Consider the following 13,794-nt stretch of genomic DNA (forward strand, 5'->3'; position numbering starts at 1 on the left):
CGCTCTAGGGCACTAGTCGATTGCATATTGCGTTTTCGTGACGTTCGTCATAGTTTCAACACAGCGCTCGAGCGCTTCATCCACCCCGACGCACTGGCGCGTCATGTGAAGGAGACGACGATGTCTACCGCTTCCCCGCCCCGCACCGACGAGACCGTCTGGCCCGTTCCGCGACGCGTCACCGGGATCGTCCTCTTCAGCTGTTGGATGGCGATCCTCGCCGACGGCTACGACATCGGCGTGATCGGCGCGGTGCTGCCCGCTCTCGCCGAGGATGCCGCCTGGTCGCTCTCCCCCGTCGAGCTCGGAGGTCTCGCCTCCTGGGCTCTGGTCGGCATGCTCATCGGCGCCCTCTTCATCGGCACGCTGAGCGATCGGGTCGGTCGCAAGCGGATGCTGCTGGTGTCGATGTCGATCTTCACCGTGATGCAGCTCGGTGCAGCGCTCGCCCCCACGCCCGAGATCTTCGGCCTCTTCCGCTTCCTGGGCGGCCTCGGCATGGGAGGCATCATCCCGGTCGCCGCCGCGCTCACGATCGAGTTCTCCGCCCCACGTCGGCGCGCGCTGAACTACGGGATCATGTACTCCGGCTATTCGCTCGGCATCGTCGTGTCGGCGCTCGTCGCCATCCTGCTGCTCCCGCACCTCGGCTGGCGCTGGGTGATCGCGGTCGGCGCGCTCCCGATCCTGCTCATTCCCGTGATCGCGAAGGTGCTGCCCGAGTCGCTCGAATCCCTCGAGAACCGCGGCCGTCACGACAAGGCCGTCGCCCTCGCCGATCGGCTCGGCATCCACCCCTACATCCCCACCGACCGCCCGGCTCTTCCCGAGGGCGAGCGTCGGCCGTGGCACAGCATCCTGCACCAGCTCTTCTCCCGAAGCTACCTGCGCTCGACCGTCTTCCTCTGGATCTCGCTCTTCGCCGGGCTGCTGCTGGTCTACGGCCTGAACTCGTGGCTGCCATCGATCATGCGCGCCTCCGGATACGACCTCGGCCCCGCACTCACGTTCCTGCTGGTCTTCAGCCTCGCGTCCGCCGTCGGCGGCCTGGGAGTCGGCTACCTCGCCGATCGCTTCGGCGCCAAGCCGGTGCTCATCATCTTCTATGCGCTGGGCGGAGTGGCCTGTCTTCTGCTCATGTTCCCGAACGGGATGTTCGTGAATCTGGTGCTCGTGGCCATCTCGGGCATCGGGTCGATCTCGACGTCGCTCGTGCTCACGGCCTACATCACCGACTACTACCCGGCTTCCGTCCGCGCGACAGCCGCGGGCTGGGCATTGAGCTTCGCACGCATCGGTGCGATCCTCGGCCCGATCATGGGCGGCTGGCTGGCGTCGCTCGCGATCGGCGTCGAGTGGAACTTCGTCGCCTTCGCCCTCGTGGCGATCGTCGCCGCGGTGGCCGTGTCGCTGGTGCCGAAGAAGCCCGTGGCGCTGAGCTGAGGTCGCTCAGCGAGGTGCGTGCGCCTCGAGGAACTCGTACACGTCGGTGGTGTCGACACCGGGGAACGCCCCGGTCGGCAACGTGGCGAGCAGGGTGCGAGGAGTCCTGACGTTCGGCCAGGAGTTCTCGCGCCACCGCCCCTCGAGGTCGGCGGGCGCTCGGCGGCAGCAGACCTCGACCGAGTGCTTCGACACTCCGCGGTGCGGGGTGTCACGCCCGACGAACCACTTGGTGTCATCGAAGCGCACGCCCACGCTCACCGAGTGCAGCCCCTCGCTCGACGCCTCGACTCGGGCGGTGCACCAGTAAGTGCCGTTGCCCGTGTCGGTGTACTGGTAGTACGGATTGAAGCGGTCGTCCTCGTCGAACACGACACGACTCGTCCACCGCCGGCAGCACATCTGGCCCTCGATCGACCCGAGTCGGTCGGTCGGGAAGTTCACGTCGTCGTTCTCGTAGGCCTTCGTGATCGTCCCCGACTCGTGCACCTTGAGGAAATGCACGGGGATGTCGAGGTGGCGGGTCGCGAGATTCGTGAAGCGGTGCGCCGCCGTCTCGTACGAGACCGAATAGGCATCACGAAGGTCTTCGATCGAGATCGCCCGACGTGATTTCGCATCCTTCAGCGCGGGCACCACGTGGGCCTCGGGAACCAGCAGCGCCCCGGTGAGGTAGTTCGTCTCGACCCGCTGGCGCAGGAACTCGGCGTAGCTGCGCGGCTCCGAATGCCCGAGGATACGACTGGACAGCGCCTGCAGCACGGCCGTTCTCGCGTCACCCTTGGCCGGCACACTGCTTGAGAGGTACAGCCGCCCGTTCGCCAGGTCGGCCACGCTGCGCGTGGTCTGCGGCAGATCGGGCGCGTAGTGCAGCGTGAACCCCAGGTAGGCGGCGATCTCGGATGCGGTGCGCTGCGTGAGCGGACCGCCGGGATGACCGACCGCCGCGAGTATCTCGGCGGCTTTGGCTTCGAGGTCGGCGAAGTGGTTGTCCTGCCTGCGCATGAGGTGACGCAGCTCGACGTTCGCGCGCCTCGCCTCCTCCGGCGTGGCCGCCCGCTCGTCCCGGAGCCGGTCGATCTCGCCGTGCAGCGCGAGCAGTGCCTTCAGTGCATCCGTCGGCATGCTCTTGGCGATGCGGAACGGCTCGATCCCGAGCGCCTGGAACGTCTGTCCCTTCATGGCGCGCTCGAGAGCGATCTCGATCGCACTGCGCTCATCGAGCGGCTCGCCCTCGAGCAGCGCATCGATCGTGACACCGAGCGCTCGCGCGATCGCCTGCAGTTGAGTGAGCTTCGGTTCGCGCTTGCCCGTCTCGATCATCGACATCTGACTCGGGGCCCGATCGACCGCCGCTGCGAGATCGTCGAGGGTCATTCCCCGCGCGGTGCGCAACTGACGGATGCGTCGTCCGATCGTGAGGGAGTCGGCGTCTTCTTCGGCCGCTGAGTTGCTCATGCGGCCGATTCTGTCACAGAAACAGAATTTCTATTGATCTTCACACGTTGATTGGCCAAGTTCGGGCCAGATCTTCACCCACAGTGGAAATACGCCACCCGGCTTCACGGTCCGGGCATCCAACGGAGGAGACACCATGACGAACACCGCTCAGAACCACACCCCGCGACCCGCAGGTCTGCGTGCCGGCGACCAGGTTCAGACGGCCGCCGAGCTCCGGGAGATCTGGGAGACGGATCCCCGTTGGGACGGCGTCGAGCGCACCTACTCGGCTGAGGACGTCATCCGCATCCGCGGCTCGGTCCGCGAGGACGACACCCTCGCCCACCGCGGTGCCGAGAACCTCTGGAACCTGCTGCACACCGAGGACTACGTGCGAGCGCTCGGCGCCTACACGGGCGGCCAGGCCGTGCAGCAGGTGCGGGCAGGCCTCAAGGCCATCTACCTCTCCGGCTGGCAGGTCGCGGCCGACGGCAACCTCGCCGGCCAGACCTACCCCGACCAGTCGCTCTACCCCGCCAACTCGGTGCCGGCGGTCGTGCGTCGCATCAACAACGCGCTGATCCGCCAGGACCAGCTCGAGCACGCCGAGGGCGAGGTCACACAAGACTGGCTCGCACCGATCGTCGCCGATGCCGAGGCCGGCTTCGGTGGCCCCCTCAACGCCTACGAGCTCGCGCAGTCGCTGATCCAGGCCGGGGCAGCCGCCATCCACTGGGAGGACCAGCTCGCGAGCGAGAAGAAGTGCGGCCACCTGGGCGGCAAGGTGCTCGTGCCCACGCAGCAGCACATCCGCACCCTGAACGCGGCACGTCTCGCCGCCGACGTGTCGGGAGTGCCGACGGTCATCATCGCCAGGACGGATGCTCTCGCCGCCGACCTGCTGACGAGCGACGTCGATGAGCGCGACCAGCAGTTCACCACCGGCGAGCGCACGACCGAGGGCTTCTACCGCATCCGCCCCGGCATCGAGTCGGTCATCAGCCGCGGCCTCGCCTTCGCACCGTATGCCGACCTGCTGTGGGTCGAGACGGGCGAGCCCGACATCGAGCTGGCCCGTGCGTTCGCCGCGGCGATCCACGAGCAGTTCCCCGGCAAGATGCTCGCCTACAACTGCTCCCCGAGCTTCAACTGGAAGCGCCACCTGTCGGACGCCGAGATCGCGACGTTCCAGCAGGAGCTGGCCGACCTGGGCTACAAGTTCCAGTTCATCACGCTCGCCGGCTTCCATGCTCTGAACCACTCGATGTTCGACCTCGCCCGCGGCTACGCCGATCGCGCCATGAGCGCGTACGTCGAGCTGCAGGAGGCCGAGTTCGCCGCAGAGGCGCACGGCTACACCGCCACCAAGCACCAACGCGAGGCGGGCACAGGCTACTTCGACGTCATCTCGACCGCGCTCAACCCCGACAGCGCGACCCTCGCCCTCGCCGGCTCCACCGAAGCCGCGCAGTTCCACTAAGCCATCGCAAAGGACTCAGATCATGACCACTCCCACCGCTCCTCCGACAACCGCTCCGATCCAGACGACGCAGCAGGGTCCGGCGATCAGCGTCACCGGTCCCCTGCGTGAGCGCTACGACGAGATCCTCACTCCCGAGGCGATCGCGTTCCTCACCGAGCTGCACCACCGCTTCGCCGCTCGCCGTCACGACCGGCTCGCCGACCGCATGCGCCGCCGGTTCGAGATCGGCAACGGGCACGATCCGCGCTTCCGCGATGACACCGCGCACATTCGAGCGGATGCCGACTGGCGTGTCGCCGGTCCCGGACCCGGGCTCGAAGACCGTCGGGTCGAGATCACCGGGCCGACCGATCCGAAGATGACGATCAACGCCCTGAACTCCGGAGCGCGGGTGTGGCTCGCCGACCAGGAGGACGCCACGAGCCCCACCTGGAAGAACGTCGTCGAGGGCCAGCTGTCGCTGCGCGATGCGATCCGCGGCGAGCTCTCCTTCACCGGCCCCGCGAGCGAGTCGGGGCCGGGCAAGGAGTACCGCGTCACCGCCGAGCGCACGCCGACGATCGTGATGCGCCCTCGCGGCTGGCACCTGCCCGAGAAGCACCTGCAGTTCACCGATCGCGCAGGGCGCCGCACCGCGGCATCCGGTTCGCTCGTCGACTTCGGGCTCTACTTCTTCCACAACGCGCAGGAGCTGATCGCGAACGGCCGCGGACCGTACTTCTACATCGCCAAGCTCGAGTCGAGTGAAGAGGCGAAGCTGTGGGACGACGTGTTCTCGTTCAGCGAGGAGTACATCGGCATCCCGCACGGCACGATCCGCGCCACCGTGCTCATCGAGACCCTGCCCGCGGCGTTCGAGATGGACGAGATCCTCTACGAGCTGCGCGACCACTGCGCCGGCCTCAATGCCGGACGCTGGGACTACATCTTCTCGATCATCAAGAACTACCGCGGCCGCGGGGCGCGCTTCGTTCTTCCCGACCGCAGCGAGGTGACGATGACGGTGCCGTTCATGCGGGCCTACACGGAGCTGCTCGTGCAGACCTGCCACAAGCGAGGCGCCTACGCGATCGGCGGCATGAGCGCCTTCATCCCGAACCGTCGCGACCCCGAGGTGACCGAGCGTGCGATCGAGAAGGTCTCGGCCGACAAGAAGCGCGAGGCCGGCGACGGCTTCGACGGCACGTGGGTGGCCCACCCCGACCTGATCCCCACGGCACAGGCCGAGTTCGACGCCGTACTCGGCGACCGCCCGAATCAGATCGATCGTCAGCGCCCCGAGGTCCTGGTGACCGCGTCGCAGCTGCTCGACCTGCACATCGGCCGCCCGATCACGGCTCAGGGCGTGCTCGACAACGTCTCTGTGGCGATCCGCTACCTGGAGGCGTGGCTGCGGGGGCTCGGCGCGGTGGCCATCGACAACCTGATGGAGGATGCCGCGACGGCCGAGATCAGCCGCTCGCAGGTGTGGCAGTGGATCCACCAGGACCGCACCACCGAGGACGGCACACCGATCACCGCCGAGTACGTCGAGGGCCTGATCGGCGAGGTGCTCGACGAGGTCGAGCGACGCGACGGCGAGCGCTTCGACGACGCGGCATCGGTGTTCCGCGACGTCGCGCTGCACGAGGAGTTCCCGGCGTTCCTGACGCTCGGCGCCTACAGCCGCTTCCTCGTCGAGGAGGCCTGACCCCTCTCTGCACGCAAGGGCCCTTCGGATGCCGCGGTTCGGCATCCGAAGGGCCCTTGCGTGCGCATACGGACACTCGAAGCCCGTTCGGTCCACCCCCTCGAGAACGGGCGTAGCCTGAGATCATGAGCGACGTCTGGTCCGACATCTCCTCCGAGTTCCTGCACCTGTACCCGCGCGGCCGCCGGCTGGTCGTCGTCGCCGGAGCGGATGCCGAGCGCTCACGCCGAGCAGCCGACGACTTCGCCTCCGCCCTGACGTCGGCAGGTCAGAGGGTCGAGCGGGAGCACGCCGTGGACGGCGACGAGCAGGCTCTTCGTGCCGACATCGTGGCGCCGTTCCGAGCCACCCCCGACAGCGGCACCGTCCTCATCGTCTCGGGTCCGCCCGAGCTGCTCGGGACATCAGCCCGCGGACTCTGGAATTTCATCGTGTGGCAGCTCGCCGGCGACGAGGCGCCACACTCGATCGCCTCTGCGATCGTCGATGTCTCGGACCCCGCGCATCCGACCCGACGCTTCGCGGACTACTGCGCACTCCCCTCGGCGTTCGGCGCCTGAGGGCGGCATCCGCGCCTCGCTCCGGGCTGAGCGCTGCGGTCACGCAGGGTTTCGCGGGTGCCTCGGTCCCCCCGACCGAGGCACCCGCACGTCCGCCGGCGCTGTGCGCCGGCGATCCGTCGTGCCCGACGCTCTCGCGCCTTTCCCCGAGCTTCCGGACGGGCGATCCGCCTCGTCCGGAAGCCGTGACGGCCGGATCATCAGAAGTCGCGCCTCCCGCATCACCTGCCGTCATGGCCCGCCTGGGGACACGGGCAGGTTCAGGTTATGCACGCGCTCAGGCTGCCGGAAGCGCCCCGGACCGTCCCGTCACCGGATGAGCGGAGCCCGGCACGCTGTGCGACAGTTGGCACCGGAATCGCGGTCGCATGTCACTCTGCGCACCGCGCCAGTCGGCGCGCCGACCGCGCCGGAACCCGCGATCTCGAACGCGGCGACCCTCGTTCGGTTCCGGCGTCCGACGCCGTCGACTCAGGCTGAGGGTCCCGGCTGCTCGTCACTGAGGAGCATCGCCTCGGCGAGGCGCGGGGACTGCGTGCGTGCTGCCATCCGGAACGCACTCGGGCTCACCCCGACGTGACGGGTGAACTGGGCACGAAGCGCTGCCGCATCTGCGAAACCGGACTGCACCGCGACCGTCGCGAGATCCTGGGGCGGAGTGGACACCAGCTGCTCCCGTGCCGTCACCAACCGCCGACGAAGCAACCGAGCAGCGAGACTCTCGTCCATCCCGGCGTACAGCCGGAAGAGCTGGCGACGGCTGACGTGCAGTTCCGCTGCGAGCTCCGCGATCCCGAACGCCGCATCCCGGTGGCGTCGTTCGATGATCCGATCCGCCTCTGCGCGCACCAGACTGGCGCGATCCGTCTCGCCGTCACGGGGAAACTGCCGGAAGAGACTGCGCACGAGCGCGACGAGCGCCGCTTCGGTGCCCGCCAGAGCTCCTTCTCCCTGATCGGGATCTTTCGCCCACTCGAACAGCATCCGCCCCAGGGCGGCTCCCGCAGCCCTGGTCAGCGGAGTATCGGGGAACATGCCGGCTCCTGCGGCGAGCGCGTGCTGGTATCCCGGCACGGCGGAGACCGGCACGACCACACCGGTCGTCTCACTCACCCCGAGGTGCTCGATCGATGACGCCCCGAGACTCGACATGAATCCCATCCGCCCTACGCTCATCAGCTGCACGCCCGCAGCGGTGCGCAACCGTTGTCCTCCCTGGTTCGACGTGCCGAGGATGATGATGTCCATGCCCTCCGGAGCACCGACCTGATAGCTGACCGTGTGCGAGGTCTCGAGCGTGCTGTAGAGCATCGTGGCGCCGATGGATCTGCGCAACAGGGCAGCCTCGAACGCGTCCGGATCAGCGGCGCTCATCGTGCCGAAGTTCGAGAGCTGCAGCATGCCGAGCGGCCCGTCGAGTCGCATCACCTCTGCTGAGAACCACCTGGCACCGTCGCGTCATCGCGCGCGCCGTCACCGGCCTCCGGCGGCACCCACAGTCCGCCCGAGAGTCGACCCAGCCACGCGGCCATCTCCGCATCATCGAGTACTCGCGCCATCTCATCCCCCAGCGGGTGCGAGCCGCCTTCTGCGCCCGCCGCCCCAATCCCCGCCCTCACGATAATTCGGCCCGGTGAGGCACAGCAATATATACGTTCGACCGAGGCTCGATCCGGCCTCGGTCTCAGCGGCTCAGCGGCTCAACGGAAGGAGGCGGCGACCGAGTTGCGGTGGTAGTCGAACACGATGCTGGTGCGCGTCGAGGCGACGCTGCTCTGCGCCGACAGGTGCTCGAGCACGAACTCGCGCATCTCGGACGAGTCAGCGACGGCGATGTGCAGCAGGAAGTCGTCGTCTCCGCCGAGGAAGAAGACCTGGATCACCTGCGGCAGCGCCCGCACGCGATCGGCGAACTCGACGATGCTCTCGCGCCGGGCGCTCGGTCGAAGGCTGACGCCGATGATGGCCTGGAGGCCGGCGCCCAGCATCCGCTCGTCGACGCTCGCGTGGAAGCCGCTGATGACTCCTCGATCCACGAGTGCACGCAGGCGGGCGTGCGCGGTCGACGGTGCCACGCCGAGCTGGCCGGCGAGCTCTGCGTTGGTCATCCGCCCGTCCGCGCTCAGCAGCTGTACGATCCTCGCATCGACCGCATCGAGCGCCGGTGCCCGAAGGGTGTTCGTCTGAGGGGCTTCGGATGACGTCTCCATGCGAATGATTATGCAGGATCGCTGGACTGAACGAATGTTCTTCAGGCATTCTGTCGAATCATCGACGTTTCTGCGATTCTGAGATGCACTCACGCAACCGCAACTTGGAGGATCGATGAAGATCGGCGTGCCGACCGAGGTCAAGAACAACGAGAACCGCACCGCGCTCACCCCCGCGGGTGCCGACCGGCTCGTTCACGAGGGCCATCGCGTGCTCGTGCAGTCGGGAGCGGGAGTCGGCTCCGGCATCTCCGACGAGGCCTACCGGATCGCCGGTGCCGAGATCGTCGAGACCGCTGAGCAGACCTGGGGCGAGGCAGACCTTCTCATCAAGGTGAAGGAGCCGATCGCCCAGGAGTACGGCTTCCTGCGCTCCGACCTCACCCTCTTCACCTACCTGCATCTCGCCGCCGACCGGGCGCTGACGACCGCGCTCGTCGACGCGGGAACCACGGCCGTCGCCTACGAGACCGTGCAGCTGCCCGACCGCAGCCTGCCTCTGCTCGTGCCGATGAGCGAGATCGCCGGTCGTCTTTCCGTGACGATGGGCTCGTACTCCCTCATGCGGTCCGCGGGCGGACGCGGAGTGCTGATGGGCGGCATCGCCGGGACCCCCCGCGCCAAGACCGTCGTGATCGGTGGCGGCGTCGCGGGTGAGCATGCGGCCGCGAATGCGCTCGGACTCGGATCCCAGGTGACGGTGATCGACATCTCGCTGCCGCGACTCCGGGAGCTCGAGCACCGCTACGGCGGCGCCCTCCAGACCCGTGCGTCGAGCCGCTACGACATCGCTGAAGAGCTCGCGACCGCGGATCTGGTGATCGGATCGGTGCTGATCCCCGGTGCCGCAGCGCCGAAGCTCGTCACCGACGACATGGTCGCCGGCATGAAGCGCGGCTCGGTGCTCGTCGACATCGCGATCGACCAGGGCGGATGCTTCGAGGGCTCGCGTCCCACGACGCACGACGACCCCACCTTCGCCGTGCACGACTCGATCTACTACTGCGTCGCGAACATGCCTGGCGCCGTGCCCGAGACGGCCACCCGGGCGCTGACCAACGCCACCCTTCCCTACGTCTCTGCCATCGCAGGCAAGGGCTGGGAGCGTGCGGCCGCAGACGATGCCGCTCTCGCCAAGGGCCTCAACGTGCAGGGCGGACGCATCACACTCGATGCCGTGGCCAAGGCCCACGGCCTCACGTCCGCCTGACGGACACGAACACGGAGAAGGGCCGGGGAGTCACCTCCTCGGCCCTTCTCCGTGTCTGCAACCCGGCCTAGGGCCGGTCGTCGAAGCGGATGGTGTTGCGGAGCACGCCGATCCCCTCGATCTCGGTCGTGACCAGGTCGCCGTCGCGGAGCCACCGCGGTTCCGGCATCCCCAGCGCCACTCCCCCGGGCGTGCCGGTGAGCACGATGTCTCCCGGGCGCAGCACCGTGATCTGAGACACGTAGGCCACCAGGTCGGCGGCGTCGAACACGAGCTCGGACGTGTCTGCATCCTGCACCAGCTCGCCGTTCACCGCACAGGTGATGCGCAGCCCGTCGCGCGGGTCGAGTCCGTCGGCGGTGACCACCCAGGGCCCCACCGGTGTCGTCGCGTCGAACGCCTTGCCCTGCAGCCACTGCAGGGTGCGCTGCTGCCAGTCGCGCATGGAGATGTCGTTCGAGACTGCATATCCGAGGATCGCCGCCTGGGCCTGCTCGCGGTCTGCTCGATGCACCTCGGCGCCCACGACGACGGCGAGTTCCGCCTCCCAGTCGAGCCTGTCGGTGTTGCGCACGACGATGTCGTCCTCCGCGCCCGTCAGCGTGTCGGCGAACTTGGCGAACAGCGTCGGGAACTCGGGCACCGGCCGACCGGTCTCGACGATGTGGTCGCGATAGTTCAATCCGCAGCAGAACACCTTCGACGGCCGCGGCACGGGGTTCGCGAGCTCGCGCGCCTCGACATCGACTCTGGCCGGATGCCGCAGCGCGGCCTCTGCACGCGTCCGCCAGTCCGGCGCGGAGATCAGCTCCTGCGCATCCGCTTCGTCGAGCAGCACCCAACCGGCGGCATCCCCGACGGCGGCATGCGTGCGGCCCTCTCGCCGCACCGTGGCGAGACGCATCAGCTGTCCTGCGATGCAGCGATGTGGGCGACGCCCTGGATCTCGATCAGCGCCTCGGGCTGCCACAGCCGCGTCACTCCGATCCCCGCCATCGCGGGGTACTCGGTGCCTGCCAGCTCGCGCCAGTGTCGGCCGATCTCGCGTCCGTTGCGCTGATACTCCTCGACGTCGGTGAGATAGATGGTGACGTCGACCAGGTCGCGCGGTTCGCCCCCGGCGGCGGCGAGCGTGGTGAGCACGTTCGAGAACGCCTGGACGAACTGCTCGACGATGCCGCCCTCGACGATGTGCCCCTCGGCATCCATCGCCGTCTGCCCGCCGAGGTAGACGAACTCCCCTGCTCGGACACCATGGGCGAATCCGCTCGGCTTCACGAGCGAGTCCGGGTTGATGATCTGCCGCGACATGTGCGGTCTCCTTCGTATCGGTGTGTCTGTGGATCTGCGCGTCGGTCGACGCTGAGTCAGTGGGCGAGAGCGTCGGCCGTCGACGGTGCCGGCGTCCAGCGACGATGGCTCGCCTCGACGCCTTCTGTCTGCGGATCTCTCACGAGAGCGAGCCGAGGGCGAACGGCGTCGGTGCGCGACGACGGCGGCTTCCGCGAGCCTGCGCGGAACTGCGGCACCCACTCTGCTCCCGCTCCGCGGTAACCCTGATCCGCAGCCGCATGCAGGGTCCACTGGGGGTCCCACAGGTGGGTGCGTCCGAGAGCGACGAGGTCGGCGCGCCCCGCCAGCAGGATCGAGTTGACGTCGTCATGACTCGAGATGGCGCCGACAGCGATCACGCTGACCCCGGCTGCGGCCGCGACCCGATTGCGGATCGCGTCGGCGAACGGGGTCTGATAGCTGCGGCCGAACTGCGGACGCTCGTGCTTCGCGATCTGGCCGGAGGACACGTCGATCGCCGCGGCCCCGTGCGCGATGAAGGCACGGGCGATCTCGACGGCGTCGTCGACCGTGTTGCCTCCGTCGATCCAGTCCTCGGCCGACAGGCGCACGGTGAGCGGGCGCTCCTCGGGCCATGCGGCGCGCATCGCGTCGAACACCTCGAGCGGATACCGCAGCCGGTTCTCGAGCGAGCCGCCGTACTCGTCGGTGCGCTGGTTCGATACCGGCGACAGGAACGACGAGATGAGGTAGCCGTGAGCGGCGTGCAGCTCCGCGAGATCGAATCCCGCGTCGGCGGCACGATGCGTCGCCGCCACGAACTCCTCCCGGATCGCCGTCATGGTCTCGCGATCGACCTCTCGGGGCACCTGATTCTCGGCCCCGTAGGGCAGCGCAGACGGGGCGACCGTGTTCCAGTTGCCCTGCTCGAGAGGCCGGTCGATGCCCTCCCACATCCGGCGGGTCGAGCCCTTGCGCCCCGAATGCCCGATCTGCACACCGATCCTGGCTGTCGAATGGCCGTGCACGTAGTCGACGATGCGCTTCCACGCACCGGCCTGCTCGTCGGTGTAGAGCCCCGCGCACCCCGGTGTGATCCGCCCCTCAGGCGACACGCACACCATCTCGGTCATGACGAGTCCGGCACCGCCCATGGCCTTGGAGCCCAGATGCACCAGATGGAAGTCGCCCGGCACCCCCTCGACCGACGAGTACATGTCCATCGGCGACACCACGATGCGGTTCTTGAGTTCCAGCCGGCCGATGTGATGGGGGCGGAACATCGCCGGTTCGTCGTCGTCGCGACTCTGGAGCGGCGCCCCTCGGACGATCTCCGCCGCGAACTCGGGGTCGCGCATCGCCAGATTCTCGAGTGTGATCCGACGGCTGCGGGTCAGCAGGTTGAACGCGAACTGCAGCGGCTCCTGATCGGCATACTGACCGATCCTCTCGAACCATTCGAGCGAGGCCTGCGCCGCACGCTGCGTCGAGGCGACGACGGGGCGACGTTCCGCCTCGTACGCGTCGAGCGCCTCATCGAGCGACGCGTGCTCGTGCAGGCACGCGGCGAGCGCGAGGGCGTCCTCCATGGCGAGCTTCGTGCCGGAACCGATCGAGAAGTGCGCGGTGTGGGCCGCATCGCCGAGGATCACGAGGTTCTCATGGTGCCAGTGGTCGTTTCGCACCGTGGTGAAGTTCAGCCACTTGGAGTTGTTCGTCAGCACCTCGTGACCGCCGAGCACGTCGGCGAAGAGCTCGCGGATCTTCGCGACCGAGCGCTCGTCGCTGACACCGGGAGGGAAGACCTCGTTCTCGGTCGCGTCGAGGCCGGCCGCCCGCCACACGTCCTCGTGCATCTCGATGAGGAAGGTGCTCCGCTCATCGGAGTACGGGTAGCCGTGCAGCTGCATCACACCGTGCGGGGTGTTCAGCACGGCGAACGTGAACGCCTCGAACACCCGGTCGGTGCCGAGCCACATGTACTTCGAGACGCGACGATCGAGATCGGGGCCGAAGCGGTCTGCGAACTGTCCGCGCACGAAGGAGTTGATGCCGTCGGCGCCGAGCACGAGGTCGTACTGCTCCATGAGCTCGGCGGCGTCCGGCGCGGGCGTGCGGAAGAGGATCTCGACGCCGAGCTCGAGGCAGCGCTGCTGCAGCAGCTGCAGCAGCTCCTTGCGACCCATCGCCGCGAAGCCCTGCCCGCCGATGGTGTGGGTCTCGCCCCCGAACACGACATCGATGTCGGTCCAGCGCGCGAACTGCTCGCCCATGCGCTGCGCGATGACCGGGTCGGCGTTCTCGATCCCGCCGAGGGTCTCATCGCTGAAGACGACCCCGAAGCCGAACGTGTCGTCGGGTGCGTTGCGCTCCCAGACCGTGATCTCGTGGGTGGGATCGAGCTGCTTCATGAGAGCGGCGAAGTAGAGCCCCGCAGGGCCTCCGCCGATGACGGCTGCGCGCAT

Annotated in this window: 11 protein-coding genes; 5 read left to right on the forward strand and 6 right to left on the reverse strand. The window is 68.2% G+C overall.

From position 1 onward, the window contains the following. Nucleotides 1-120 precede the first annotated feature (120 nt). A complete protein-coding gene (locus FIV50_RS13325; protein WP_140037850.1) occupies nt 121-1,443 on the forward strand; it encodes an MFS transporter in 1,323 nt (440 codons plus the stop codon). A gap of 6 nt (nt 1,444-1,449) precedes the next feature. Here the strand turns inward: FIV50_RS13325 and FIV50_RS13330 are convergent, their stop codons facing one another. Next, on the reverse strand, nt 1,450-2,901 hold the full coding sequence (locus tag FIV50_RS13330; protein WP_140037851.1) for a helix-turn-helix domain-containing protein: 1,452 nt from the start codon (nt 2,899-2,901) through the stop codon (nt 1,450-1,452). Nucleotides 2,902-3,037: 136 nt separating this feature from the next. Here FIV50_RS13330 and aceA point away from each other — a divergent pair, with 136 nt between their 5' ends. The 3 genes from aceA (at nt 3,038) to FIV50_RS13345 (ending at nt 6,616) form a co-directional block, all read left to right on the forward strand. Further along, a complete protein-coding gene (gene aceA / locus FIV50_RS13335) occupies nt 3,038-4,363 on the forward strand; it encodes an isocitrate lyase (RefSeq protein WP_140037852.1) in 1,326 nt (441 codons plus the stop codon). 22 nt (nt 4,364-4,385) lie between these two features. Then, on the forward strand, nt 4,386-6,056 hold the full coding sequence (gene aceB, locus FIV50_RS13340) for a malate synthase A (RefSeq protein WP_140037853.1): 1,671 nt from the start codon (nt 4,386-4,388) through the stop codon (nt 6,054-6,056). A gap of 125 nt (nt 6,057-6,181) precedes the next feature. Beyond that, nucleotides 6,182-6,616: a hypothetical protein gene (locus FIV50_RS13345; protein ID WP_140037854.1), complete on the forward strand. Its 435-nt coding sequence runs from the start codon at nt 6,182-6,184 to the stop codon at nt 6,614-6,616. A 471-nt stretch (nt 6,617-7,087) separates the two neighbouring features. Here the strand turns inward: FIV50_RS13345 and FIV50_RS13350 are convergent, their stop codons facing one another. Both FIV50_RS13350 and FIV50_RS13355 read right to left on the reverse strand, forming a co-directional pair. Further along, entirely contained in the window at nt 7,088-8,041 is a 954-nt protein-coding gene (locus FIV50_RS13350) for an AraC family transcriptional regulator (RefSeq protein WP_140037855.1), read from the reverse strand. Nucleotides 8,042-8,316: 275 nt separating this feature from the next. Continuing rightward, the gene (locus FIV50_RS13355; RefSeq protein ID WP_140037856.1) at nt 8,317-8,826 is read right to left on the reverse strand and encodes an Lrp/AsnC family transcriptional regulator; all 510 of its coding nucleotides are present in this window, start codon (nt 8,824-8,826) and stop codon (nt 8,317-8,319) included. Between the two features lie 115 nt (nt 8,827-8,941). Between FIV50_RS13355 and ald the strand changes: the two genes are divergently transcribed. Then, complete coding sequence (ald, locus tag FIV50_RS13360; protein WP_140037857.1) at nt 8,942-10,036, forward strand: alanine dehydrogenase; 1,095 nt, start codon at nt 8,942-8,944, stop codon at nt 10,034-10,036. A 67-nt stretch (nt 10,037-10,103) separates the two neighbouring features. On the opposite strand, the gene FIV50_RS13365 is transcribed toward ald, so the two are convergent. Genes FIV50_RS13365 through FIV50_RS13375 form a run of 3 tightly spaced genes read right to left on the reverse strand, consistent with a single transcriptional unit; the run spans nt 10,104 to nt 13,794 of the window. After that, nucleotides 10,104-10,940 carry a fumarylacetoacetate hydrolase family protein gene (locus tag FIV50_RS13365; protein WP_140037858.1) on the reverse strand — a complete coding sequence of 279 codons (837 nt, stop codon included), beginning with the start codon at nt 10,938-10,940 and terminating at the stop codon, nt 10,104-10,106. Then, a complete protein-coding gene (locus tag FIV50_RS13370) occupies nt 10,940-11,347 on the reverse strand; it encodes a RidA family protein (RefSeq protein WP_140037859.1) in 408 nt (135 codons plus the stop codon). The genes FIV50_RS13365 and FIV50_RS13370 overlap by 1 nt, the downstream gene beginning before the upstream one ends. Before the next feature lie 56 nt (nt 11,348-11,403). Beyond that, nucleotides 11,404-13,794, reverse strand: a complete 2,391-nt coding sequence (locus tag FIV50_RS13375; protein ID WP_140037860.1) for a bifunctional salicylyl-CoA 5-hydroxylase/oxidoreductase — start codon at nt 13,792-13,794, stop codon at nt 11,404-11,406.

The sequence above is a fragment of the Microbacterium foliorum genome (genome assembly GCF_006385575.1).
GTDB classification, from domain to species: domain Bacteria; phylum Actinomycetota; class Actinomycetes; order Actinomycetales; family Microbacteriaceae; genus Microbacterium; species Microbacterium foliorum_B.